The sequence below is a fragment of the Clostridium sp. genome, assembly GCF_036660475.1.
GTDB lineage: Bacteria > Bacillota > Clostridia > Clostridiales > Clostridiaceae > Clostridium_J.
This window is the reverse complement of the sequence record NZ_JAVXAO010000001.1, coordinates 84,631-107,694: the sequence shown is the minus strand read 5'-3', so window position 1 is coordinate 107,694 and position 23,064 is coordinate 84,631. Positions and strand designations below refer to the sequence as shown.

Sequence of the window (23,064 nt, the reverse complement as noted above, 5' to 3'; positions counted from 1 at the left end):
TAAATACTAAATTATAATATTAAGTTTTTATTTTCTCTGAAATATCGTTTATATTCCCATACTACGGTGATTTCTAAAATCAAGTAATTTAAAGTCTAATTGGTAGGTAAATCGAAATAGCATTCAAATTTGATCTTTGAAAATTGAATAGTGCTATATTTGAAAATATGCTATAATATGGATGACTTTAAAACATAGTTGTATCAAATTGTGAACTTTAAATAGAAATTTATAGAGGTGAAAAGTATGAGTGAAAAAGCAAAAAAAATTAGTGAATTTTGGGAAAATTTCTTATTGAAAACAAATAGAGATAAAGATACTAAGTACATAGATTGCTTTCATTTTGAATTAACTGAAAAGTGGGCAAATGAATTGCTTAGATTAGTACTTATAGGACAAAAACAAGCAACCGCTAGTAGTTTGCTGGCATATCAAATTGAAGGGGATAGAATCCCTCAGGTTGGAGATTTAAGCATTGTGACAGATTGGCAAGGTATTCCTAAATGTGTGATAGAAACTAGAAATGTGATGATTATTCCTTTTAAAGATATTACTTTTGATATATGCAAGCGAGAAGGCGAAGATGAAAATTTAGAGTCATGGAGGAAAGGACATATTAGTTTCTTTTCTAGTGAAGGAAAGGAATTAGGCTATACATTTACAGAAGATATGCCAGTTATATTTGAAGATTTTAAAATGGTATTTAGTCAATAAAATTCCAAGTTGTTGCTGAATTTTGGACATTGAATAGAGGCAATGAAATTGTAGGGGAACTATATGTTTTTAAAAAATTATCAGATAGTGAATTTGCTGATGGAATACATACTGCTTACTTATGTGCCTTCAGAATAATTAAAGAACTTAGAGGTCAAGGATATGGAACAAAACTCATTGCTAATGTAGATGATAATCAAATACCTAATGCATGTGAAAAGTTTTGGTTATTAAAAAAGCAATTATAGATTTAGAACTCAAATATAATATTAAAGAGTACGTACACTAACTAAAAAAAATAGGACTTTGAAGGGGGGCAATATAATGCAAGATGTATATAAAAAATGTCCTGAATTTGATTCAAGAGATTACTTTTAGGAGTGTGCATACACAGCAATTAAATAGGAGGTAATAAGAATGGTAAAAGAAGAAATAACTTGTTTTGAGTACATAACTAAAGTTGATGAATCAACAATAAGTACATGCTTATCAAAACTAAGTGCAATTGATATTGTAAAGGCATCAATAGTTTACTATGAGTTCTATCTCTTTTCCTAGTATAGTTAAGTCGAAAATGTTGGCGCTACCCCATAATGAAGCTGAAAATTTGGAGATTACTTTTCAGTGTTTTTTTCATTAACTTAAAACACCTTTCATATTTTGAATATATATTGTATAATATTTACAATTATTAAATATTATACAATATATTCAATTTAAAGCAAATAAAAATACTGTTAATGGATAATATAAATTAAAGGGGATGTTTTAATGAAAAAGATTTATGTTTTAGGGATATGTATTTTTGTTGGATTATTTACATTATTAACGATTACTCAATTTTCTAAAGATAATGAGTCAAATGAAATAAAATGTATATCTGAGTTTTTGGAAACTTATTATACTAATGAGATTACTGTTAATACACATGATATTTCAGACATTAAAATCTTTGAAAAATATATGACAAATAAAGCTTATGAAAAATTTTATACAGATAGAAGTTACCCATATAAGCTTACAGGGAGTATAGAAAATATTAAAATTACTGATATTAAAATTGAGTCAATTCCTAATACTGATGAAACTTATCATACTTATTATGTTTCATTCACACTAAGTAATAATTATAATAATAAAGAAAAAATAGTAACCAATTATACTATGAATTTAGAAAAAGAGGGTAATAAATGGAAGATAAGTTATAATAACAATCTTTATTTTTTACAGAAATGGCTATCAGAGACTATTTAATTGGTAGATAGTCGTTTGATAAAAATTTGTATCCTTTGCCTTCGTGTTTATTTTATATATCCATATAAAGTACAAAACATTAAATTTGATTAGCGTTGCAAATCCACAGTTTGCTGACGCTCCCACCGATTTAAAACACCATAAAAAAGTAAGTTGGCATCCATGATCCTCTTGCAGAGGTATGGTCGGTCAACTTATTTTTTATTATTTAAAACAAGTTTATAAACAGGTTCAACTCTTAACTTAAACTTGTTATGGACTAGCTTTTCTTCTATGTTTAACGAAGTATATTTATCAGTTGAATTTAAATTATTTGGAAATAGATTTACGTGGGGAAAAATTAAAGGCTAGTAGCTATTATGAGATTAATAGAACCCTACATGGTAGAAATATAGTAAAATATAGTTAGGTAAGTAGTTGTACTTTAAGCGTCAAAAATTACATGTATTGATTTTGAAAAAGTATATAATTACCCCCAGGTAGGCAATTTTATTAACTTCAAAAAAGAACCGACATCTCTGACGATTCTCAATTATTGTTAAAATATCTATACCCTTTAATTTCATATTTTTAGCTATCTCAAGTTTGTCTTCAAGCGTTCCTTTTTTCTTAGCGCCTTCTTTCATGTCCTTTAACATTGTAGCATTACTTGCAACAATGGTTTCAAGCTCCTCCTCCATTGCTGATAATATATTAATGGCTGTCTCAGCCATCTCTTCTTCTACTGTGGTTTTAATCCAATGCTTTATTAATATCCTTTTTAAAATTTAAAATTGGAGTTGCAGGACTAAAATACTTAATTAATTTTTAAAAATTAGACTAAGGTATATTAAAAAATAAATAAGTCAGTATGTTCGACTATTTTGTGTTACACTGCGTCAACAGAGCCCAAAAAATTCTTCACATCTTTGGCTTATTATTTATTTTCAGATGACTAAAAAGTAGTAATTCCCTAGAGGCCCTAAACATTGTAGGCTCTAAGGCTACATGGGGCTAAGAACATAAAAACATAAAAACATAAAAACACGTAAACCAAGATAATTTTAAATGGTAAATATAAAATTTAATTTATAGTTTAGCGTTTAACTTGTAGATAAAGCGAAATAAATATTTAAATTTGTCTTTGAAAATTGAACAGTACAATATTTACAAAATATGTTACAATCAATTCATAATGGCATTAAACTAAGAGTTACCCTTTATGTTGAAAAATATAATATGAAAAAGTAGACAAAAAGTAAAAATAGAGTATTTACACTTAGCTGTAAAGCTGATAATTAACCGAATTATAGTAAACCACTTGAGTGCTATTATTTTTAATAATAAGGAGAATAAAATGGGCAATAAAGTATTATTTTCAGGTGAGCCTAGAATTGGAAAAACCACAATATTAAAGAAGATTGTTCAAATGATAGGAGAATGCAACTGCATAGGTTTTTATACTGAGGAAGTAAGAAATGATTTTGATAGGATTGGATTTGATTGCGTAAGTTTAGATGGGAAACGACAAAGAATAGCGGATGTTGATTTGCAAAGTGATGTTAGAATAGGTAGATATGGAATCAATATAAAGGCATTTGAAGATTTTGCATTACAAACTATTAGTAATTATTCTAGTAGAAATAAAATAATCATTATTGATGAAATAGGGCCGATTCAATTGTTATCAACAGAATTTAAACAGCAAATAGGTAATATTCTTAGTGGTACTAATTGTGTTATAGGAACAATTTTTTATGATAAACATCCTGATATAGATGAGATGAAAAAGCTTTCTGGGATTAAAATTTATTCAATAAACAACGAAAATAGAAATACTATTTTAGAAAATATATTTCATGAAATACAAGGATTAATTTAGTAAATATAATATTGTTTTCATGAAACGGATAAAATTTTTAATTGGCTAATTTAAATGATTTTGAAGAAGATACCGTATTATTCAAATAAATATGCTGTATTTTTGCTTCGTCATTCAATGATATTCATTTGAATATTTTCTTCTAGGAAAAAGGCTAAAGTAATCCGAGGATGGAAAAGTTAAAAAATTATATATAATAAGTATAGACTATGGAGTTACTCTATGGTCTATACTTATTTATGTAGAAAAATATTAAAGAGGAATTAAGTCATCTGAAAATAAGTAATAACTCAGAATAGTCGAAGATACTGACTTATTTATTTTTGAAGGTGACTAAATAGGAGAGAGAAATGAAGTTATCAATTGGGCAAGTAAGTAAGATATTTAATATAAGTAAGGATACTTTAAGATATTATGATAAAATAGGGATTTTGACTCCAGAGGTAAATGAAGCTAATGGATATAGGCATTATCAATTAAAGCATTTAGAGAAACTTGGATTAATTCTTGGGATAAAATATTTGGGGATATCTCTCTCAGATATTAAAAGCACTATAGAGAGTGAAGATATACATGAGTATAAAAATATAGTTATAAAACAAGAGGAAATAATAAATAAAAAGATAAAAGAACTAAAGGAATTAGAAGATGGGCTAAGGGAAAGCCAAAGAATTATAGATACAATAATAAATTTTGAAAATGAGTATGACTTCACAAAGCTAGGGATAAAAGAGGAAAGTTATACACTTTATGGTGGTAATATTAAAAAGTTATTAGGATCAAGTAGCTACAATATTTACTCTGAAACATCAGAGGTAGAGAAAGAACACTTAGATGAAGAATGTTTTATTTATATTTGCAATATAGTAGAAAATGAATATGTGGAAGAGGATGAGGAGCTAGTTTTCATCAAGGAAAATGATAGCAATATAGAATTAATTAAAAAATATATTAAAGAAGACCAGTGTGAATTTATAAAGAAAAGTATAAGTGGTAAGGTGGTTGAAGTTAATTTTTATGGAACGGTAACGGAAATAGATAATTATATAATTAGCTTAAATAAGCATTTTAAATGCTCAGAAAATAATACATTATATATTAAATATGAATTTTATTTACCTAGAAAAAACGAAGAGGTAAGGTATTTTGTGAATCTAAATTTAATGGTTTAAAATTTTCTTCTTGACCCTAGAGTTACTCTACACTTTAAAATGATAATTGTGGGAAGTACTTAAGGAGGAAGATTATATGAATTTACTTAAAAATAAAGTATTTATGAAAATACTTATTACGGATATTATACAGCAGGGGGCAATATGGATAAGAAATATTGCTATAATGCTTTTCATGATGGATGTAACTAATGGAGATCCCATCGCTATATCAGCACTTAATATTATGGAGTTTTTACCTATGTTTTTACTTACCTTTATTGGGGGAATAATAGCAGATAAATATTGTCCTAAAAAATTAATGCTAATTGGAGATTTTTCAAGCTTTATATCTTTTTTAGTATTGGGTGTGTTTATAAAGAATGGATACATAGTTGCAATATTTTTAGCGACCTTGATTTCAGCTATTGTAACACAATTTTCGTACCCCGCATCTCAGAAATATTTCAAGGAATATGTGGATGAGAATGATATTGATAGTGCAATAGGTATATCGCAATTATTAGGTTCTGTATTTAGTATAGTTGGTCCATTTATGGGATCATATTTGTATTTTACATTTGGAATAGATAAGACAATTAGTATAATAGCAGTTTTATTTTTGGTGTCATTATCCATATTAATTACCTTACCTAAAGTAGAGTTTACTAAGACTGAAGATGGTGGATTTATAAATGATGTTAAACTTACATATAATTATCTAAAGAAAAAACCTACCTTAATGGTATTTACTAAGCTATTTTTTATAATTTCACTTGCTATTGGTATATCAAATAATTTGGATATATTTTTAGTGACAGAGAGGCTTGGACTGGATGAAAAATATTATCAATTTTTCTCGGGAATAGCAGGTGTTGGAGTTATTATTGGTGGAGGAATATATATTCTAATATCTAAGAAATTAAAGGATATGAGGATATTATATTTTACCCTTGGAATATTTACTGTAACTGTATTTTTTGAGGGGTATTCTACTATAGCTTGGGTAACTATGTTACTTCAATTTGTGGATAATGTTATAGGTGGTGTGTTAAGTGGGTATATAATGACTACTATAACTAAAATGACAGAGCAAGAGTACTTAGGGAAAATAAATGGGATAATTTCTACAACTATGTATTTAGGTATAATGAGTGGAACTGTTTTATCTGGAATAATAGTGAAAGTATCATCAATACAGATGGCATTCTTTGTAGCAAGTATAGCATTTGCCATGGGGAATTATCTTTTATATAATTCTAGAAAAAAAGGGTTTATTTAAATTGGAAATTATGAATTATAAATTATGAATTATAAATTATGAATTATGAATTGAGAATTATAAATTGGGAATTATGAATTATGAATTTAAAATTTAAAAATTAAAAGTTTATGATTCATGATTTAAAACATTTTAAGAAAATAAAAGTTCAATCGATTATTTTAATTTAAAATAGAGAATATGGAGAACTGTACCACTGAGGAGGTGGTGCAGTTCTTCTTTTTATATAAACATTTAGGTGATAAGAAAAGAAAAATCCAAGGGAGAAAAGTAAACGTGGAATTAAAAATTAAGAATTAAGAATAAGAATTAAGAATTTCAAATTTAAACCTTGAAAGAGAAAATATAGAGCGATGATTATGGAATAAAAAAACTTTAGAAAACTTTAAAATTTTTTTACAATATTAAACCTTCTCTGCATATATGTTCAGTGAAAATAATAATTTTAAAATGTAGGGAGAGATTAATGTGGGTAATTTTATGGAGTTAAATGAAGAAAATATGGATAGGGAGAGTTTTGGAACTTTTCCTCATGCTTTATATAGACTTGAAAAATATAGGCAGGTTCTTAGTAATGATTCTATATTACTTTATGGGATATTAAAGGACAGGCTTAATCTTAGTTTTCGTAATAATATGAGGGATAAATATGGGAAAGTATTTATAATAGCTTCATTAGATTGTATATGTAAGAAGCTGAATGTATCAGTGGCTACTGCAAGAAAAATTGTAAGGGAGCTTGAGAGTGTTGGACTTTTAAGAATTGAGAAATTTGAAGGGTATAATGCTTCAAGAAGATTTTACTTAGGAGCGGTAATTAGGGAAGAGACAGCAGCAGAAACAGAGGTAGAAGTTGAACAAGACAGAGAGCTTAAAGCAGAGAAAAAAACTAAAATTGTGGAAAATGTGGAAGGTTTGGAAGATAGAAGTGGACAAAATTCAGAAAGTAGAAGTGTGGATAAAGAAGATGGTAATAACAATTATAAAGATGAAGAAGGTAAACTTAACAGTTTTAGTGATGAAAATTTAAAAAATCAGAACATAGAAACTAACACTTTAGATAATAAAATTTATCAAGAGGATAAGATAAAAGTTGATACTTTAGGTGATGAAAATTATCCTAAGGAAGAGTCAAATATTATTACTACCAAGGGTGAAAAAACGAACCCTAATAAACCTGATTTAAATAATCCTGAAAATAATATATATAAGCCAGAGGCTAAAAAAGATTATAAAAAAAATTATAGCAAAGATCACAATGGGGATTATAAGAAAAGTTATGGTAAGGGAAATTATAAGGAGGGCTATAAGAAAAATTATTATAAAGAAGGCTATGATAACTCAGTAAATAAAGGGTATAGCCATGAGGATAATTTTAATTATGGGTATTTAAAAGCTATTAACTTAGATGAACTATAGGACAAGTATTAGACAAGTATTAGACAAGTGAGATTTAGGACTTTCATGAGTCTAAGATTATGCTTACTGCGTGGTGTAGTTTGAATAATAGCTAAGGCATCTTAAAATAAATAACTGAAAAAAGTAGAGGGTACTAACTTATTTATTTTTGAAGATGCCTAAGTAAAATTAGGGGGCGTTAAGTATGGAGTTACCAAAAACATTACAAGGGGAGCAAGCAATTCTTGGGGGAATGATTTGTTATCCTAGAATAATAGATGAAGTTATAGAATTAATAAAACCTGAAGAACTTTACTATGAAAGTCATAAAAAAATTTACAGGGAAATATGTAGGATATATGAAGATGGGATAACAGTAGATATACCAACCATTGCAGAAGCTCTTAATAATACGGGAAAGCTTATGGAGACTGGAGGTATTACCTACTTAACAAAGTTATATGAAAGCAGTACAGCGGCAGATAATATTAAATATCATTGCGCAAATATAAGGGATAGAGCCATAAAGAGGAAATTAATTATGATGTGTAATGAAATACTTAAAAATAGCCAAGATAATAGTATTCTAGGAGCAGATATCATAAGTAAAATGGGGGATGAATTATATAAGATTGTAGAGGATAGAGGCAGAATGTTTACATTAGAGGAATGTCTTAATTCATCTATAGATGGCATAGAAAAAAGATATATAAATAAGGGCACTGTGGTTGGAGCTACTACTGGTATGAAATCTTTAGATAAGGTTACGGGAGGTCTTAAAAAAGGGAATTTTAATATTATTGCAGGAAGACCTTCCATGGGTAAAACTGCCTTAGGGTTAAATATTGCTTCTAAGGCAGCCATAGAAAATAGAGTTGCCATATTCTCCTTTGAAATGTCTAAGGAGGAACTGGCAGATAGATTACTTAGCGATGATGGAGATATTCCTATGCAGAAGATAAAATCAGGAAAGTTAAATGATGAGGAATTTGAAACTTTAATGAATGCAGCAGCTAGGCTTAGTAGCAGATATGCTTTTATATATGATGGAGGAGCATTAACGGTAGGTGAGATAAGAGCAAGGGTTATGAAGGAGAAGTTAAAAGGTGGACTAGATGTAGTGGTGATAGATTATCTTCAACTTATAAAAGGGGATAAAGATGCAAATGGAAGTAGATATAATGAAGTAACTAAAATATCTAGGGAGTTAAAAAATCTAGCTAGAGAACTTGATATATGTGTGGTAGCACTAGCACAGCTTAATAGAGCATCTGAAGGTAGAGGTGACAAAAGACCAACAATTTCAGATCTTAGAGATTCAGGAAGTATAGAGCAGGATGCAGATATAGTGATGCTGCTTCATAGACAAGATTATTATGATTATGACTGTAAAGAGAAAGGTGTTTGCGATGTTATAGTAGGGAAAAATAGAAATGGAATTACAGGAACCTTAAAATTAAAATGGAAGCCTGAAGTGCAGAGATTTTATGAGTAAAAAAGATGAAAAATCATGAAAGTTACACATGGATTTTGAGCTAATAAAAATTCTAATTATTTATTTGACTTTGGCTTAGTAAAAACAAATCCAATATCAATAAGGTTATCATGCAACATTTCTAATAAATTAGGGGTATGACTTAGTGTGATTTCTATAGAAATGTTAGGCATATGTATCATTAATTTTTTCAAAGCATCTTTGATATAGCCAGAATAAAGGGAATGGACAGCTCCTATTTTAAGGGTATCTTTGTAGTTTAAATTATTTAACAAGCTTAAGCCCTCTAATTCAATGGCTACGATTCTCTTAGCATAAGGGAGAAAGTTTAAACCAGCTTCAGTTAACGCAACGGATTTATTGGTTCTACAAAATAAATCAGTACCAAGATATTTTTCAAGTTCTTGTATTCTATTTGATGCTGTAGATTGAACAATATTTAATTTTTCAGCAGTCTTAGAGAAATTTTTAGTTTCAGCTAGTACAACAAAGGTTTTATAAAAATCATAGTTCATAGTTATATAACTCCTACTATCGATAATATAGATTAATGTTGATTGAATTATTCATTATACAAATTATACACTATTTATTATAATAAAAGTATGGAACAACAAAGAGCAAATAGTTATTTTAGAAAGAAGGGTATATATGAAAATAGGACTTGCTTCAGGAAAATTTCCTAAGTCAATAGAAGAGGGCATAGATAGGGTTAAATATTTTATTAAAAAAGCAAAGCAGCAACAATGTGATATAGTTTGTTTTCCAGAATGTTATATTCCAGGAATGAGAAATCAAGGTGGTGATATACCTCCACATAATCAAGAAATTGCAGAAGATTCACTAGAGCAAATTAGAAAGGCGGCTGAAGAATATTCTGTTGCTGTGATTTTGCCAATGGAATGGGGAGATGACATTATATACAATGTAGCTTTTGTCATATCTGAAAAAGGAGAAATACTGGGATATCAAGCTAAGAACCAACTTGATCCATCAGAAGATAGTATATATGGTAAAGAAACTCATCGAAGAATATTCGAAGTTAAGGGCGTGAAATTTGGTATTTCCATTTGTCATGAAGGCTGGAGATATCCTGAAACCGTGAGATGGGCTGCTATGAGAGGCGCACAAATAGTGTTTCACCCACAGTGCACGGGTTCGGATATTAATGGTAATAAAATCACAAAATGGGGACAAGTTGATTCACCTTATTATGAAAAAGCAATGATTTCTAGAAGTGTAGAAAATGCTATATATTTTGCAAGTATTAATTATGCCATGGAATATCAAGATTCTGCTACCAGCATAATTTCACCACAAGGAGAATGCTTAGCTTATGTTCCTTATGGCGAAGAGGAGCTTTTAGTCCAAGAACTTGATTTAGAAAAAGCATCTTTATTATATGCAAAGAGATATAATGAGGATTTGTATTTAGATTAGTAAGGGTGGAAAATATATAACTTTATACGGACGAGAACCATTGATAAACCTATAACTTTCCTTATACCAAATATAATATTGATTTTTAAATTTAACTAAGACTTAGATATTATTCACTTATTGGAATGTGATAATATCTAAGTCTTAAATTTTGCAGAAAAATAAGTGGAAATACATATGGAAATTTAGCGTTGCCCTAGGCGGTTCAATTTAAGTAATACCAAGGGTTTGATGGTGAAGGAAGTTAAGAAGCTAGGAATATTAAAATCTAAAGCCATAGTATTTTAATTTATATTATTTAAAAAACTATGAAGATTTCGGCATGGTCCAAGAGAGTTAGATAGATAATCAAAATAATTTAAATAAAAGTTAAAAAAATAAGGTCAGCAAGGGTACTAATCCATGCTGACTTTATTTACGTTGAATAAAATAAATATGTTAAATATTTGAAAGTATTGAATATAATTCAATGGGGGGTATAATAGTAGTAAGGTTGAAACAGTTTCAAAATAAGCTTGGAGGTGTACTAGGTGGTAAGTCTTACAATTATTGAAATTAGAAAGCTTTTAAGAAAGAGAAAGTATTGGATATCTGTAGTGTTATTAATCATAATTATGGTTCTCTCAGTAATTATTTATATTAGTGCTTATAACAGTTACACTAGTCACAAAGGTCAAATAAAGCGTGCAGAACAGTATATAAATCAGTTAGGGGAAGAAAGTAATTCAAAGGTAGAAAAGACAAATGATCAGGGGATAAATGCAGCTTATAAAAGAATAATAGATGGGGAAAAAGAAAGAATTGCACATATAAAAGTGTTATCAGATGAATCTATACCATGGAAGGAAAGGGCAGAGAAGGATATCGAATATTTAGAAGGGGAAATAAAAAAGTATAATTTTTCAGAGAGTATTGCTGAAAATAATAGAGTGAAAATCGAAATTATAAAAGATTGTATAAAAAATGATATACCACTATATGGGGAAGAAGATGGGTTAAGTGGTATAAACTTTTTAAAGGAAATTAATCATTCCTTAGGTATACTTGGATTAATGATAATAATCGGGTTAATGGTAATGGATGTCATAGCAGGGGAAAGAAAACCTGCAACGATAAAATGTCTTTTAACTAAACCAGTGAGTAGATGGAAAATAATATTGGCTAAGTTTTTAGCTTGTTTTATAGTTGCAAATTTAACGGTATTAATAGCCGAAGTAGTAGGAACCATTGTAGTAACGGCTATGTATGGTGTTGGGAATGTGGATAAGCTTATAGGCATAGGAACCACATATAGATCCCTACCTTATTATCAAATGCAAGAATTTAAGGCAGTTGTGATGGAGGTTGTTGGAAGCACGTATCTTGTATCAAATTTAGCTTTTATAGCTAAGCTGTTAGTGATACAAACATTAGTGATAACAGCTATAATATCCTTTGTTTTCTTAGTAACAACGGTAATTCATGGTCATGTTGAAGCGTTGTTAATTATTATGATAACTATGATTGCAAATTTTGTTCTCTTAATTGCTAGAACGGATGGTAATAAATTGGTGCCTGCAAATATGATTGATAAAATCCTTCCATTCTTATTTGGAACATATATAGATGCAGAGCCTATAATTAGTGGAAGTATAAATAAATTATTGGGACTTACATTTGTAAACTATAAGTTTGGAGTTTTGGTATTACTTACATGGAGTATAGTATGTTACGGATTAAGCCATTTTATTTTTGTTAAAAGCGATATTAAAGCTTAGGGGGAATGAAAGATGAATGAAGTGCTAATTTTAGAGAATGTATGTAAGAGCTATGGGAAAATTCCTATAGTAAAGGAGATAAATCTTAAAATAAATAAGGGTGAAATATTCGGTTTCTTAGGTGCTAATGGAGCGGGTAAAACTACTACAATAAGGATGATTACAGGTCTTGTGAAACCAGATAGGGGCAGTATATATATAGATGGATATGATATTAAAAAACAATTTACTAAGGCTATGAAATCCGTTGGTTGTATAGTTGAGAATCCAGATATGTATGGTGAGTTTACAGGTCGTGAAAATCTAAAGATATTTGCAACACTTTATGGAAATGTGGATAAAAAAAGAATTGATGAGGTCATAGATATAATAGGATTAGGAAGTAGAATAGATGATAGGGTAAGTAAGTATTCCCTAGGAATGAAGCAGAGGTTAGGCCTTGGGCAAGCACTTCTACCAAAACCTAAGTTACTAATTTTAGATGAGCCAACTAATGGTCTTGATCCTATTGGTATTATTGATTTTAGAAAGATTGTAAGAGATTTAGTTGCAGAGTGTGGGACTGCTGTGCTAATTTCATCGCATATATTAGCTGAAATTGAGCAGATGTGTAACAAGGTAGCATTTATCGATAATGGCAGGATAGTTTCTGTTGAAGATACAGCAAACTTAAAGTATAAGAATATTGAGAGTGTCGGGCTTAGAGTTAGAGATATAGAAAAAGCTATAATTGAATTGAAACAAGCTATATTTATAAAAACAATAAATCGTCAAGACGATACGCTACTTTTGACCTATGATAAGGATTGCTTCCCTATATTAATAAATTTCCTTACTTCAAGGGGCATAGAAGTACTTGATATTTACAAGGTACAACAAAATTTAGAAGAAAGATTTATGGAGATAGCAGGGAGTGTGAAGTAGGTGAATATATTTAAAGTTGAAGTTTTTAAACTTGTGAAAAGTAGAAAATATATAGCTTTCTGTATGGCACTCATGGTTATAATCGGGATAAAATTTTATGGAATACATGTAGATGCTAAAAATGAACTTCCAACAATAAAGTTAGAAAATAATGAGCTTTTACTAATAGATTATAAAGCCAAGGTGAAAGATGAAAGTATTCCAGAAAATAAATTAAATGAATATAGAGCAAGGATAAAGGTAATAGAAGAAGAAAATATAGAGTTAAAGGAAGAGATAGAACAGCCTAATTATAATTGGAAAGAAAAACTTGTAAGGAAAAATGAAAATCTTAATAACAAGATAAAAAGTGATGAATTAGCTTTTAGATATAATGATGTGGAAAAATCTAAAGGTGAAATCCTTACAAATGAATATCTATTAAGTAATAATATTGAACCCCAAAAGGCATATAAGATTGAAGCCTTTGTGGATATATCAAAGGTAATTAAATTTATTAATGTACTATTATTACCAATGCTTATAGTAATAATAGCCTGTGATACCGTAAGTGGCGAAATGCAGAATTCTACAGCTAAAATGTTTTTAACTAAGCCTATAAAAAGGGGAGAAGTGATTATATCGAAGTTTTTAGCTTTGTTTTTAGTCTGTTATATTACTGTAGTAATAATTGAAATTATAAGTTTCTTAATTATGGGGATGTTATTTGATTTTGGAAGTGCTAAATATCCTATGATAGTAGGTACGTTATATGATATAGATAGACTAAAAAATATTAGTGCAATAGCAGATAGTAGCTATATAATAACTATAAGTGAATATTTGGTGAAGACCATATTGTATCAAGGCATTACAATACTTCCTATAATTGCAGTGACTTTATTCATATCAGTAAAGTCTATAAGTGTAAGTACTAGCTTTATATTAAGTGGAATTATTACATTAGTAACTAGTGTTATTACTTTTATAACTCCTATAAAATTTCTTAAACATATATATCCTTATTTCTTCATAACTTATTCTGATGGAACTCAAATATTAGAAGGCGTAATAAATTTTAGACTATCTACAAGTAATATAAGTTTATCCTTAGGAATAATAGTTTGTACAATATGGACAGTATTATTTCTAATACTTTCGTATAAGCGATTTAATAGCATAGATATCAAGGTGTAGAAGTGCTAAGTTTGGATTTTGGGTGTGCAATAATTTAAGAGAGTTATCTTAAAATCAATTTAATATGTTTAAATTCAAGTGTTAATAGTACATTCTCTTAAATTTAATATGATAATAAATTTAAGAGAATGTACAAAAGAATTACAAGTATTAATACTATAAGCAAGCTATAAATAGCTGTATTATTAGAATAATTATTTAGCAGTCAAATGGAATATAAGATAATATTTACAGTTTGGGAATATATGGTTAAAAGTTATACTTAAAATATTTCTTAACAAAATTAGCCATAGGATTTTTTTCATTTTCTTCTCCTATATAATCTAAATCTCCATCATAAAAATATAAATATGCTATACTCTTTTTTTCTTCAGATATTCCAATCATTCCAAAGGATTTAGGGAAATCTGTATTATCTATATTATAAGTAGTATTTTTATCTATAACTCTAAAATCATAACTTTCTACTGAGAATTCATGTTGAGGAATATAATATTTGCTTTTATCAAAATCAGAATTAACCTTTTCATTTAAGAAAGTATATTGTTCATCTAATTTCTCTTTTTCAATCTCAAATGTATTATCATCATAATCCATAATGAGGGCAACGGAGTTGGATTCAAAAATTAACATGGATTTATGTGTGTATTTGTATTTTATATTATCATATTTAGGTAAATTCTCTAGTTCGGGCATAGTGCCTTTCGCTTTTGAATCAATTAATGTCCCAGTATTAAGATAATTTTCAAGGTTTGAACTTGAATTACTGCAACCAGCAATACAAAGACTAAAAGTAATTATCATAGCAATTAAATATATTTTTCTCATTATAAATTACCTCCCCAAAAATAAAGTATTCTTATTTCATAATTTAATACAGTTTTGAACTACTTTATATATTCATATTAACATGCTTTTCAAATATATTCCAATAGTCCTTTTATTTATAGGAAGCTGTATTATAAATAGAAAAAAGATATAGACTAAAGCCAACCAATGTGTGATGGCTTTAGTCTATATAAATTCTTGCGTTAAATTAAATAATATACTTTATCTCTCCGTCTTTAAAAATCTCATTTATCTCCGTAGTGAAGAATTCCTTCATTTCTTGAAGTTGCTCCTTTGTATATACAAATTTACCGTAACCAAACTGACCATATTTATACTTTCTTTCTTCATCTTCCATTGGGAGTGAGGTATCTGGAAATACTTCTAAAATTATATCCTTAGCCTTGGGAGTATATCTATGGGATATTACTTCGAAGGTTACTGGAGTTGATAAGTTTTTTGGTAATTTATCATGTAAGTTAATTAGAAGTTCTCTGTAATCTTTTTTCCAATCTTCATAAAGAAATACAGGAGCAATTAGAAATCCAAGGGGATAACCGGCTTTAGCAACCTTGGCACTTGCCTCTATACGTTTATCTATGGAGGCAGTTCTATTTTCAAAGTCAGTTATTACCTTTGCTGTATTTATGGTAAAGCGAATTTCGGTATGGCCATTATGAGTTATATCTAGGAGACTATCCACATCATTATATTTAGAAACAAATCTAAATCTACCATATTCACTGGCTGCAAAGAACTCTATAGTTTGCTTAAGACTATGGGTGTAAGGTTCTACAGGAATTGGATCTGAGGTTGCAGAGCCTTCAAAAATAGTTATCTTAGGAAGTCTTTCATTAATATATTTTTCAGCCTGTGCTAGAATATCTTCAATATTTACATTAACCTTTGTGTAAGGCTTATCACCAAGATTAGTATTTAGATAACAGTACTGACAATGACCGATGCATCCAGAAACAAGGGGCAATTGCCAGTGGGCTGAGGGTTTACAAGACTGAAACTTAAAGCCTTTTTTTATACCCACAACTAAGGTATCCTTACCAGCTCTATAAAAATCATGTAAGTCATCCCCGGGAATGCGATCCTTAATTTTGTTAGAGGTCAACTTTATTATTTCTACATTCGTATTGTCCTTAAAGGTATTATAAATATTTTTAGCAATTTCATAATCTAGGGCTCCTTTTTCAAAGAGTATTCGTTTTGGAACAAACATGAAATAGCTTTAGTAAGGTTAAATTAAATATTACAGTCCTTACTAAAACACACCTCCCTTCATATTTAGTAATGAAACTATTTTTAGCATATAACTCAATATTATGTATTAAGGTATTATTATATTTAGATGGAGGTTGCTTAATATATAGAAGGAAAATTATTAGAGTAATAGGGATGAAGATATAATTAAACTGAAAATAATAGCAAAATAATAAAGAGTATTTGAATTATAATTAGTTCAAATACTCTTTAAAAGTTAATAAAATATGCAAAGACATCATAGGATGGATGACTTATTTATTAACATATAATATTAAAAGAATAAAATTCCGACTATAAGAAACAATAATGTAGAAATAAACTTTAGGAGGAATGTATTATGACTAAATTAAAATGTGATGCTTGTAGTTGTTCACATAACCAGGATTATTATTGCTGTGCAGGATCAATAGCGGTAGGAGGGAAAGAGGCAACTAATAAATCATCTACCTGTTGTGTTAGTTTTGTAGAGAATAATGGGGCAATGACAAATTCTACTGAGACACCAAATCCTCAAATGGAGATTGGCTGTCAAGCGACTAATTGTGTTCATAATCAAAGTTGTAAATGTGAGGCAAATGAAATATCAATTTGTGGAGATCATGCATGCAACAGTAGGGAAACAGAGTGTTCAACATTCTCTTGTAAATAGAAAAATTTATTTTAACTCTTTTGTCATATCAAATATAATATATATTAGCTATGTTTTAAATATGACATAAAGGATTAAAGTAATGGAGCGGATAGACGCAAATATATAGGTTCTAATTTAAAATATAGAATTTAAAATTTAAAATGAGGATAAAATCCTTAATGGGTTTTAAAAAATCAACTATATTAATTTAATTAGAATATAGAATTAAAAATAAGCTAGGGTTTTAAATAATTGAAAATTATTTAAAACCCTAGCTTTATATATATAGTAAAATATAGGTTAAATATTAATGCTGGAATAATTTATGTGAATTATAATAGGGATAGCGTAAAAATCGTAATAAATATGTCTAAAATATTGTAATATTATAGCAAACAAGATATTATTAACCTAGAGGACAATTTAGGCATACATAAATTATAATTAAATATATAAGATTTAAAATTTAAAATTTAAAGGTAAGGACAGAATCACTAATGGATTTTAATGAGCGGAATATATAAATTTAATGATAATTTTAGTTCATAACCTTAGTTAAATTCAAGGAGGAGGAGATTAAATTGAAAAAAGAAATTAAAAACTACATAGTAATAACCTTTGGATTATTATTAGTTGCAATAGCAACTCATTTTTTCTTAGTACCACATAATTTGGCAGCAGGCGGACTTACAGGGCTTGCCATGGTAATAAATAATTATTTACCAAACTTTAGTGTGGGTATTATAATGCTTATAGGTAACGTATTCTTCTTTATAATTGGGTTTATTTTTATAGGAAAAGGGTTTGGAGTAAAAACTATATATGCAAGTCTTATGCTTTCAGTGCTTATATCACTTTTAGAGAAGATTATGCCTGTAACAAAGCCAATATCAGAGGATATTTTGATAAATCTTATCTTTGGTATCTTAATTGGAGCCATAGGGATGGCAATAGTATTCAATAGAAATGCATCCACTGGTGGAACGGATATACCAGCTAAAATTTTAAATAAATATGCTCATATAGATATAGGAAAAGGTCTTCTTATAATTGACTTTATGGTAACTATCCTTGCAGTGATAGCTTTCGGAGCAACTACAGGAATGTATGCATTACTTGGTGTTATAATTAATGGATCAATGGTGGATTTTATTATAGATGGACTAAATATAAATAAACGTATTGAAATTATGAGCACTCATAGTGAGAAGATAAGGAAATTTATTATTGAGGATTTAGGTAAAAGTGCTACAATATATCGTGCTATAGGGGCTTATAATATGAAGGAAAGCGATGTTATTGTAACAGTACTGGGCAAGAAGGGATTTATAAAGCTTAAGAATTTTATTAAGAATGAAGATCCAAATGCATTTATAATAACACATAATGTCCATGAAGTTTTAGGTGAAGGCTTTGGGGATATATCTGAATAGACAATAAATATGAAACAAATAGATAATAAATATAAAGTCAGTAGAGATTAAGTAGAATTTAGTCTCTGCTGATTTTTTTATTGCAAAAAAGGCAGAGGATAAAGTTGGTAGGGTATAGAGGTTAATTAAGTAGGTATAATCAAGGGTTTAAAATTAAAGGCATATAAACACTTCAATGGATTTCAAAAGAATGGAATATGTAAAAAAAATATAATGATGGAAAATTATTCACACATGATATATAATGTATAAAATAGAATAAAAAGGTTAATAAAATAACAATCAATGGGGGATTATTATGAAGAAAAAGAACTTAGCTATTACACTAATAATTGGAATGGCAATTATTTTAGTTGCAGGTGTAGTGTACATTAAAGTTTCAAATCCTAAATTTGAAGATTTAGACCCATCATGGGGAATGGGAACGAAGGTAACAGAAGCAGTAAGTAATGATAGGGACTATTATTGGTATGTGGATCAATGGACAACAGGTAAATTTGGGTATATAAACTGTGGGCCAACCTCAATAGAGATGGTTGCTAAATGGCAGAATAAGGATTCTGACATAAAAGCTGAGGTGTTAAGAGATAAGTATGTACCGGAAGTGCGTGGAGTTTCCACTTATGAGTTATATAACTGGGCAACAGACTATGATATAAAAGTAAGATGGCTAAATGTTATAAATCAGGAGTCATTAAAGGATGAGATAAATAAAGGAAACCTAGTTATAGTTGGGTTATATTTAGGAGATATAACTTATAACCCTAATAAAAAAGAAAGAGTTGGAAAATATTTTGATGTAGATTATCCACATTACGTAATAGTTAAAGGATATAAGGTGGTAGATGAAAAGTTATATTTTGAAACCTATGACGCATATAGTAGTGAACAACGCTATGATGATTCGGAGTTTGTTGGTATGAATAGGTATTATTTGGCAGAAGAGTTTATAAAATCAGCAAATGCTTATTGGTCTGAGGGATTAGTAGTAGAAAACTTGGATTAATATAGATTATGAAACAAAGGGTTTTAAAGTGAAATCTATTTATAATTGGGGTGAGTATATATGGATAAAAAGAAAAATGCTTTAATAGTTATTGGTACTGTTGTCATTGTGATAATTGTAATGTTTGGAGTTTATAAATTGTTTTTTCAAAAACTTAGTAATGCAGAAGTAGCACAGGTTTTGAAGAGTAGGATAGTGCCTTTAAGTACTGTAGAGCCTGGAAGTGACTTTAAGGATTTGGAGCCTCTTAAAGAAGTGTTAAAGGATAAGCAGATTGTAGCGATGGGGGGATCAACCTATGGAACTAGCGAATTTTTTAAAGTTAAACATCGCATGTTTCAATTTTTAGTTGAAGAGATGGGTTACAGGGTTTTTGCTATTGACGGAGAATATGGACAAGCAAAAACTATTAATGATTATATAGTAAATGGAACGGGAACTGCAGAAGAAGTAATAAAAGTTATGAAAATTGCTGTGCTATTTTCTTGGTCAGCGGAGGAATCTTTGGCATTAGTTAATTGGATGAGAGAATATAATGAGAATCCTAGTAATAAGGAAAAAATCAAATTTTATGGTATTTATTCTTCCCAAGTTTCTCAAAATACAAGAGATGTATTAAAATATTTACAAGTTAATGATGAAGAAATGTATAAGGCGTTTGATATAAAGTTAAAAGCATTAAAAAATGATAATTTATACATGATGGATCCAAGTGAGTTAAAAGAGCATAAGAGTAAGGCTGAAGAACTGATTAGTATAGTAAAAGAAAAGAGAGATATATTTATTTCCAGGACCTCTGAGGAAGAGTATGATGAAATACTTCATCAGGCACAGGTAATTATTCAATGTGTAGATTTTGCTATATATAATAGTGTGGAACATAGTAGAGAAGATGGAATAAACACATTAGGAAAGTATATGGCTGAAAATGTTAAGTGGATTTTAGAACATGAAGGTAAACAAGGAAATAATAAAGTCATGATATGGGCAAATAATAGTTATGTAAGTAAGGACTCAACTAAGTATAAGACTGTGGGAGCACAGTTAAGTGAGATGTTCAAAGATAAATATTATTCTATAGGAATTGAATTTCATCAAGGTGAGTTTGCAGCATTGCCAGCAGAGAATGGATCCATAGTAAGTAAAATTTATAAAAATTATAGTATTCCGGAGGGAAATCCAAAATTATTCTCAAATGTATTTAAGGTTACTGAAAATCAAATTAGTTTTTTAGATCTTAATTCAGCTTCACAGGATAAAAAAATCAATAAAATATTATCAGCTTCAAGAATAATGCATAATATAGCTGGATATAACGGATATGAAGAAGAATATTATAGCATAGAGGTACCCATAAAAGGTTATGATGGATTGATATTTATTAATGATACAACTGCAATTAAGGTGATTAGATAAATTTAATAACCTCAATTTAATATGCGGAAATGTCAAAGTTTTGATATGTTGATTTTAAAATTAATTAGGTTCTTAGAATGTGTATTTAAGTTACAGGCTCAAGTAATATAAAAGTTCATTTTAAAGTAGTAGTTTAAAAATATGTAAATGCTAAAAAGAAAAAGCTGTTGAAGAATGATTAAAAATCATTCTTCAACAGCTAATTCTTTATCTTTATGTTCAATTAGTCTTGAACTGGAGCGCTTACTGGGCAAACGCTAGCACAAGCACCGCACTCGATACAAGTGTTTTCATCGATAACATATAATCCATCTCCTGCACTTATGCAGCTAACTGGGCATTCGCTTTCGCAAGCTCCGCAAGATATGCAAGTATCTAATATTTTGTATGACATTAAAAACACCTCCTTTGCCATTTAATCATGAATATCATACCATAATATGATATAATAATAAAGAGTATTTAGTATTTACAGACAAATGATTTAGATAATTTAAAATTTAAGATTTAAAATTTAAATTTTAGGATGAGATATAGTGTTGGAAAATTAAAAAGCGAAAATATATTAAAGAGGTAAGATATGAAACTAAAAGGTAAAGTTGTGATAATTACTGGTGGAACTCGTGGCATAGGTAAGGGGATAGCTTTAGAGTTTGCTAAGGCTGGAGCTATGCTGGTATTAAATTACTTAAATGACGATGATAGTGCAATAGAGACTTTGGAAGAAATAAAATCCCTTGGAAATTATTGCAGTATTGTTAAAGGTGACGTAAGCGATTATAATTTTTCCAAGAGTTTAATAGCTGATACAATAGATAAACTTGGGAAAATAGATGTTTTGATAAATAATGCAGCAATTTCTAAAGTGGGACTTTTTATGGATTTAAATGAGAAGGATTTTGATGAAATCATGTCCATTAATTTTAAATCTGTATTCAATACTACAAATTCTGTAGTAAAGCACATGATTTCTAGACAAGAAGGGAATATAATTAATATATCCTCTATGTGGGGAGAGCAAGGTGCATCATGTGAGGTTATATATTCTGCATCAAAGGGTGCCATGAATTCATTTACTAAGGCTTTAGCTAAGGAACTGGCTCCTAGTAACATAAGGGTAAATGCCATTGCACCAGGAGTTATAGAAACTAAGATGAACAATTGGATGAATGAAGAGGAGAGAGCAGAACTTACCTTAGAAATACCAATGGGTAGATTCGGATATGTTTCAGAAATTGGAAGGGCTGCTGTGTTTTTAGCAAGTGAGGAAAGTAGTTATATTACAGGTGAAATTTTAAATGTTAAGGGTGGATTTTAAAAATTACCCATTTTTAATTAAAAATAAATTAAGTAAGTTATGAGATGATAATTTATCATAATAATAACTTGAAAAAATTGTGGTAGAATTAAAGTATCCTTATAATAGGGTATTGATATACCCAGTATGTTAATATATTGGGAGTAAAATTAAAAGTGTAAAAGGAGAATAATGTTTATGAATAGTATTGAGATGAAAACATTAATTAAGATTATTATTGTATGTGTAGCTTTATTTTTATTCTCTCCATTAATTTTGGGGGTAGTTGGATTTGTATTTAGGGGTATAATGTGGATTATTTTAGCCATTGTTATTACAATAACCCTTTCTATAATGTACTTCAAACATAAAATTAAAAAAGAGACTAAAGAATATTATACTACCCATGATAAGGATCAGGTTAAGACTGATAACTATGAGGCTTCTGTTGAAAAAGTAGATATAGATTATAGTGATGCTACAATTATAGATGTGGAAGAGTTTGAGGAAATTGACGAGGATAAATAATTCACTTAGGAGAAGATGTGAGCATCAAATTTGGTGAATATTGAATAAAAATTTAATATACAAGCAGCAAAATTAATGGGACTGTCTTCAATGATGGAATATGTTTTAAAGCTGTGTTGGAGTTAATGTTACACAAAAGCTACAGCACTGGTATAAGACATACGAAATTATGGGATAGTCCCTTTTGTGGAATGGAGG

At 29.0% G+C, this 23,064-nt stretch carries 24 protein-coding genes; 19 read left to right on the top strand and 5 right to left on the bottom strand.

Going from position 1 to position 23,064, the window contains the following annotated elements:
- The first annotated feature begins 246 nt into the window (after positions 1 to 246).
- From RSA29_RS00460 to RSA29_RS00445, 4 genes are all read left to right on the top strand, one after another.
- Positions 247 to 714: an ASCH domain-containing protein gene (locus RSA29_RS00460; RefSeq protein ID WP_346941860.1), complete on the top strand. Its 468-nt coding sequence runs from the start codon at positions 247 to 249 to the stop codon at positions 712 to 714.
- 29 nt (positions 715 to 743) lie between these two features.
- Positions 744 to 962, top strand: a complete 219-nt coding sequence (locus tag RSA29_RS00455) for a GNAT family N-acetyltransferase (protein WP_346941861.1) — start codon at positions 744 to 746, stop codon at positions 960 to 962.
- Between the two features lie 169 nt (positions 963 to 1,131).
- Positions 1,132 to 1,272, top strand: coding sequence for a hypothetical protein (locus RSA29_RS00450; protein ID WP_346941862.1), 141 nt, complete (start codon positions 1,132 to 1,134; stop codon positions 1,270 to 1,272).
- Positions 1,273 to 1,485: 213 nt separating this feature from the next.
- Positions 1,486 to 1,968, top strand: coding sequence for a hypothetical protein (locus RSA29_RS00445; protein WP_346941863.1), 483 nt, complete (start codon positions 1,486 to 1,488; stop codon positions 1,966 to 1,968).
- A 431-nt stretch (positions 1,969 to 2,399) separates the two neighbouring features.
- Here RSA29_RS00445 and RSA29_RS00440 read toward each other — a convergent pair whose 3' ends face one another.
- Complete coding sequence (locus RSA29_RS00440; protein ID WP_346941864.1) at positions 2,400 to 2,681, bottom strand: hypothetical protein; 282 nt, start codon at positions 2,679 to 2,681, stop codon at positions 2,400 to 2,402.
- Positions 2,682 to 3,304: 623 nt separating this feature from the next.
- Between RSA29_RS00440 and RSA29_RS00435 the strand changes: the two genes are divergently transcribed.
- The 5 genes from RSA29_RS00435 to dnaB all read left to right on the top strand — a co-directional run bounded on the left by RSA29_RS00435 (position 3,305) and on the right by dnaB (position 9,155).
- Positions 3,305 to 3,829 carry a nucleoside-triphosphatase gene (locus RSA29_RS00435; protein WP_346941865.1) on the top strand — a complete coding sequence of 175 codons (525 nt, stop codon included), beginning with the start codon at positions 3,305 to 3,307 and terminating at the stop codon, positions 3,827 to 3,829.
- Between the two features lie 350 nt (positions 3,830 to 4,179).
- Entirely contained in the window at positions 4,180 to 5,001 is an 822-nt protein-coding gene (locus RSA29_RS00430; protein WP_346941866.1) for a MerR family transcriptional regulator, read from the top strand.
- Between the two features lie 76 nt (positions 5,002 to 5,077).
- On the top strand, positions 5,078 to 6,262 hold the full coding sequence (locus RSA29_RS00425; RefSeq protein ID WP_346941867.1) for an MFS transporter: 1,185 nt from the start codon (positions 5,078 to 5,080) through the stop codon (positions 6,260 to 6,262).
- 468 nt (positions 6,263 to 6,730) lie between these two features.
- Positions 6,731 to 7,681 carry a replication initiator protein A gene (locus tag RSA29_RS00420; RefSeq protein WP_346941868.1) on the top strand — a complete coding sequence of 317 codons (951 nt, stop codon included), beginning with the start codon at positions 6,731 to 6,733 and terminating at the stop codon, positions 7,679 to 7,681.
- A gap of 184 nt (positions 7,682 to 7,865) precedes the next feature.
- Positions 7,866 to 9,155, top strand: a complete 1,290-nt coding sequence (dnaB, locus tag RSA29_RS00415; RefSeq protein ID WP_346941869.1) for a replicative DNA helicase — start codon at positions 7,866 to 7,868, stop codon at positions 9,153 to 9,155.
- Positions 9,156 to 9,211: 56 nt separating this feature from the next.
- Here dnaB and RSA29_RS00410 read toward each other — a convergent pair whose 3' ends face one another.
- A complete protein-coding gene (locus RSA29_RS00410) occupies positions 9,212 to 9,670 on the bottom strand; it encodes a LysR family transcriptional regulator (RefSeq protein ID WP_346941870.1) in 459 nt (152 codons plus the stop codon).
- Positions 9,671 to 9,806: 136 nt separating this feature from the next.
- Here RSA29_RS00410 and RSA29_RS00405 point away from each other — a divergent pair, with 136 nt between their 5' ends.
- The 4 genes from RSA29_RS00405 to RSA29_RS00390 all read left to right on the top strand — a co-directional run bounded on the left by RSA29_RS00405 (position 9,807) and on the right by RSA29_RS00390 (position 14,452).
- Positions 9,807 to 10,595 carry a carbon-nitrogen hydrolase family protein gene (locus tag RSA29_RS00405; protein ID WP_346941871.1) on the top strand — a complete coding sequence of 263 codons (789 nt, stop codon included), beginning with the start codon at positions 9,807 to 9,809 and terminating at the stop codon, positions 10,593 to 10,595.
- A gap of 530 nt (positions 10,596 to 11,125) precedes the next feature.
- A complete protein-coding gene (locus RSA29_RS00400) occupies positions 11,126 to 12,352 on the top strand; it encodes an ABC transporter permease subunit (RefSeq protein WP_346941872.1) in 1,227 nt (408 codons plus the stop codon).
- A gap of 12 nt (positions 12,353 to 12,364) precedes the next feature.
- Positions 12,365 to 13,276 carry an ABC transporter ATP-binding protein gene (locus RSA29_RS00395; protein ID WP_346934083.1) on the top strand — a complete coding sequence of 304 codons (912 nt, stop codon included), beginning with the start codon at positions 12,365 to 12,367 and terminating at the stop codon, positions 13,274 to 13,276.
- A complete protein-coding gene (locus tag RSA29_RS00390) occupies positions 13,277 to 14,452 on the top strand; it encodes an ABC transporter permease subunit (protein WP_346941873.1) in 1,176 nt (391 codons plus the stop codon).
- A gap of 249 nt (positions 14,453 to 14,701) precedes the next feature.
- Here RSA29_RS00390 and RSA29_RS00385 read toward each other — a convergent pair whose 3' ends face one another.
- Positions 14,702 to 15,280: a hypothetical protein gene (locus RSA29_RS00385; RefSeq protein WP_346941874.1), complete on the bottom strand. Its 579-nt coding sequence runs from the start codon at positions 15,278 to 15,280 to the stop codon at positions 14,702 to 14,704.
- Between the two features lie 208 nt (positions 15,281 to 15,488).
- On the bottom strand, positions 15,489 to 16,511 hold the full coding sequence (gene splB, locus RSA29_RS00380; RefSeq protein ID WP_346941875.1) for a spore photoproduct lyase: 1,023 nt from the start codon (positions 16,509 to 16,511) through the stop codon (positions 15,489 to 15,491).
- A gap of 381 nt (positions 16,512 to 16,892) precedes the next feature.
- On the opposite strand from splB, the gene RSA29_RS00375 reads away from it, so the two are divergent.
- From RSA29_RS00375 to RSA29_RS00360, 4 genes are all read left to right on the top strand, one after another.
- Positions 16,893 to 17,204 carry a DUF1540 domain-containing protein gene (locus RSA29_RS00375; protein ID WP_346934087.1) on the top strand — a complete coding sequence of 104 codons (312 nt, stop codon included), beginning with the start codon at positions 16,893 to 16,895 and terminating at the stop codon, positions 17,202 to 17,204.
- A 563-nt stretch (positions 17,205 to 17,767) separates the two neighbouring features.
- Positions 17,768 to 18,619: a YitT family protein gene (locus RSA29_RS00370; RefSeq protein WP_346941876.1), complete on the top strand. Its 852-nt coding sequence runs from the start codon at positions 17,768 to 17,770 to the stop codon at positions 18,617 to 18,619.
- A 298-nt stretch (positions 18,620 to 18,917) separates the two neighbouring features.
- Positions 18,918 to 19,625, top strand: coding sequence for a C39 family peptidase (locus tag RSA29_RS00365; protein WP_346941877.1), 708 nt, complete (start codon positions 18,918 to 18,920; stop codon positions 19,623 to 19,625).
- 60 nt (positions 19,626 to 19,685) lie between these two features.
- Positions 19,686 to 21,041, top strand: coding sequence for an erythromycin esterase family protein (locus RSA29_RS00360; protein WP_346941878.1), 1,356 nt, complete (start codon positions 19,686 to 19,688; stop codon positions 21,039 to 21,041).
- 223 nt (positions 21,042 to 21,264) lie between these two features.
- Here the strand turns inward: RSA29_RS00360 and RSA29_RS00355 are convergent, their stop codons facing one another.
- Positions 21,265 to 21,435 (bottom strand): 4Fe-4S binding protein, encoded by a 171-nt coding sequence (locus RSA29_RS00355; protein ID WP_346934094.1) that lies wholly within the window; start codon positions 21,433 to 21,435, stop codon positions 21,265 to 21,267.
- A 186-nt stretch (positions 21,436 to 21,621) separates the two neighbouring features.
- On the opposite strand from RSA29_RS00355, the gene RSA29_RS00350 reads away from it, so the two are divergent.
- Positions 21,622 to 22,359, top strand: a complete 738-nt coding sequence (locus RSA29_RS00350; RefSeq protein WP_346941879.1) for an SDR family oxidoreductase — start codon at positions 21,622 to 21,624, stop codon at positions 22,357 to 22,359.
- 177 nt (positions 22,360 to 22,536) lie between these two features.
- The gene (locus RSA29_RS00345) at positions 22,537 to 22,866 is read left to right on the top strand and encodes a hypothetical protein (RefSeq protein WP_346941880.1); all 330 of its coding nucleotides are present in this window, start codon (positions 22,537 to 22,539) and stop codon (positions 22,864 to 22,866) included.
- The last annotated feature ends 198 nt before the right edge of the window (positions 22,867 to 23,064 follow it).

What these genes read in the sequence shown, in the direction of transcription:
- RSA29_RS00460 (WP_346941860.1), top strand. Translation starts at nt 247, where the DNA reads ATGAGTGAAAAAGCAAAAAAAATTAGTGAATTTTGGGAAAATTTCTTA.
- RSA29_RS00450 (WP_346941862.1), top strand. Translation starts at nt 1,132, where the DNA reads ATGGTAAAAGAAGAAATAACTTGTTTTGAGTACATAACTAAAGTTGAT.
- RSA29_RS00445 (WP_346941863.1), top strand. Translation starts at nt 1,486, where the DNA reads ATGAAAAAGATTTATGTTTTAGGGATATGTATTTTTGTTGGATTATTT.
- RSA29_RS00440 (WP_346941864.1), bottom strand. Translation starts at nt 2,681, where the DNA reads ATGGCTGAGACAGCCATTAATATATTATCAGCAATGGAGGAGGAGCTT.
- RSA29_RS00435 (WP_346941865.1), top strand. Translation starts at nt 3,305, where the DNA reads ATGGGCAATAAAGTATTATTTTCAGGTGAGCCTAGAATTGGAAAAACC.
- RSA29_RS00430 (WP_346941866.1), top strand. Translation starts at nt 4,180, where the DNA reads ATGAAGTTATCAATTGGGCAAGTAAGTAAGATATTTAATATAAGTAAG.
- RSA29_RS00425 (WP_346941867.1), top strand. Translation starts at nt 5,078, where the DNA reads ATGAATTTACTTAAAAATAAAGTATTTATGAAAATACTTATTACGGAT.
- dnaB (WP_346941869.1), top strand. Translation starts at nt 7,866, where the DNA reads ATGGAGTTACCAAAAACATTACAAGGGGAGCAAGCAATTCTTGGGGGA.
- RSA29_RS00410 (WP_346941870.1), bottom strand. Translation starts at nt 9,670, where the DNA reads ATGAACTATGATTTTTATAAAACCTTTGTTGTACTAGCTGAAACTAAA.
- RSA29_RS00405 (WP_346941871.1), top strand. Translation starts at nt 9,807, where the DNA reads ATGAAAATAGGACTTGCTTCAGGAAAATTTCCTAAGTCAATAGAAGAG.
- RSA29_RS00395 (WP_346934083.1), top strand. Translation starts at nt 12,365, where the DNA reads ATGAATGAAGTGCTAATTTTAGAGAATGTATGTAAGAGCTATGGGAAA.
- RSA29_RS00385 (WP_346941874.1), bottom strand. Translation starts at nt 15,280, where the DNA reads ATGAGAAAAATATATTTAATTGCTATGATAATTACTTTTAGTCTTTGT.
- splB (WP_346941875.1), bottom strand. Translation starts at nt 16,511, where the DNA reads ATGTTTGTTCCAAAACGAATACTCTTTGAAAAAGGAGCCCTAGATTAT.
- RSA29_RS00375 (WP_346934087.1), top strand. Translation starts at nt 16,893, where the DNA reads ATGACTAAATTAAAATGTGATGCTTGTAGTTGTTCACATAACCAGGAT.
- RSA29_RS00365 (WP_346941877.1), top strand. Translation starts at nt 18,918, where the DNA reads ATGAAGAAAAAGAACTTAGCTATTACACTAATAATTGGAATGGCAATT.
- RSA29_RS00360 (WP_346941878.1), top strand. Translation starts at nt 19,686, where the DNA reads ATGGATAAAAAGAAAAATGCTTTAATAGTTATTGGTACTGTTGTCATT.
- RSA29_RS00355 (WP_346934094.1), bottom strand. Translation starts at nt 21,435, where the DNA reads ATGTCATACAAAATATTAGATACTTGCATATCTTGCGGAGCTTGCGAA.
- RSA29_RS00350 (WP_346941879.1), top strand. Translation starts at nt 21,622, where the DNA reads ATGAAACTAAAAGGTAAAGTTGTGATAATTACTGGTGGAACTCGTGGC.
- RSA29_RS00345 (WP_346941880.1), top strand. Translation starts at nt 22,537, where the DNA reads ATGAATAGTATTGAGATGAAAACATTAATTAAGATTATTATTGTATGT.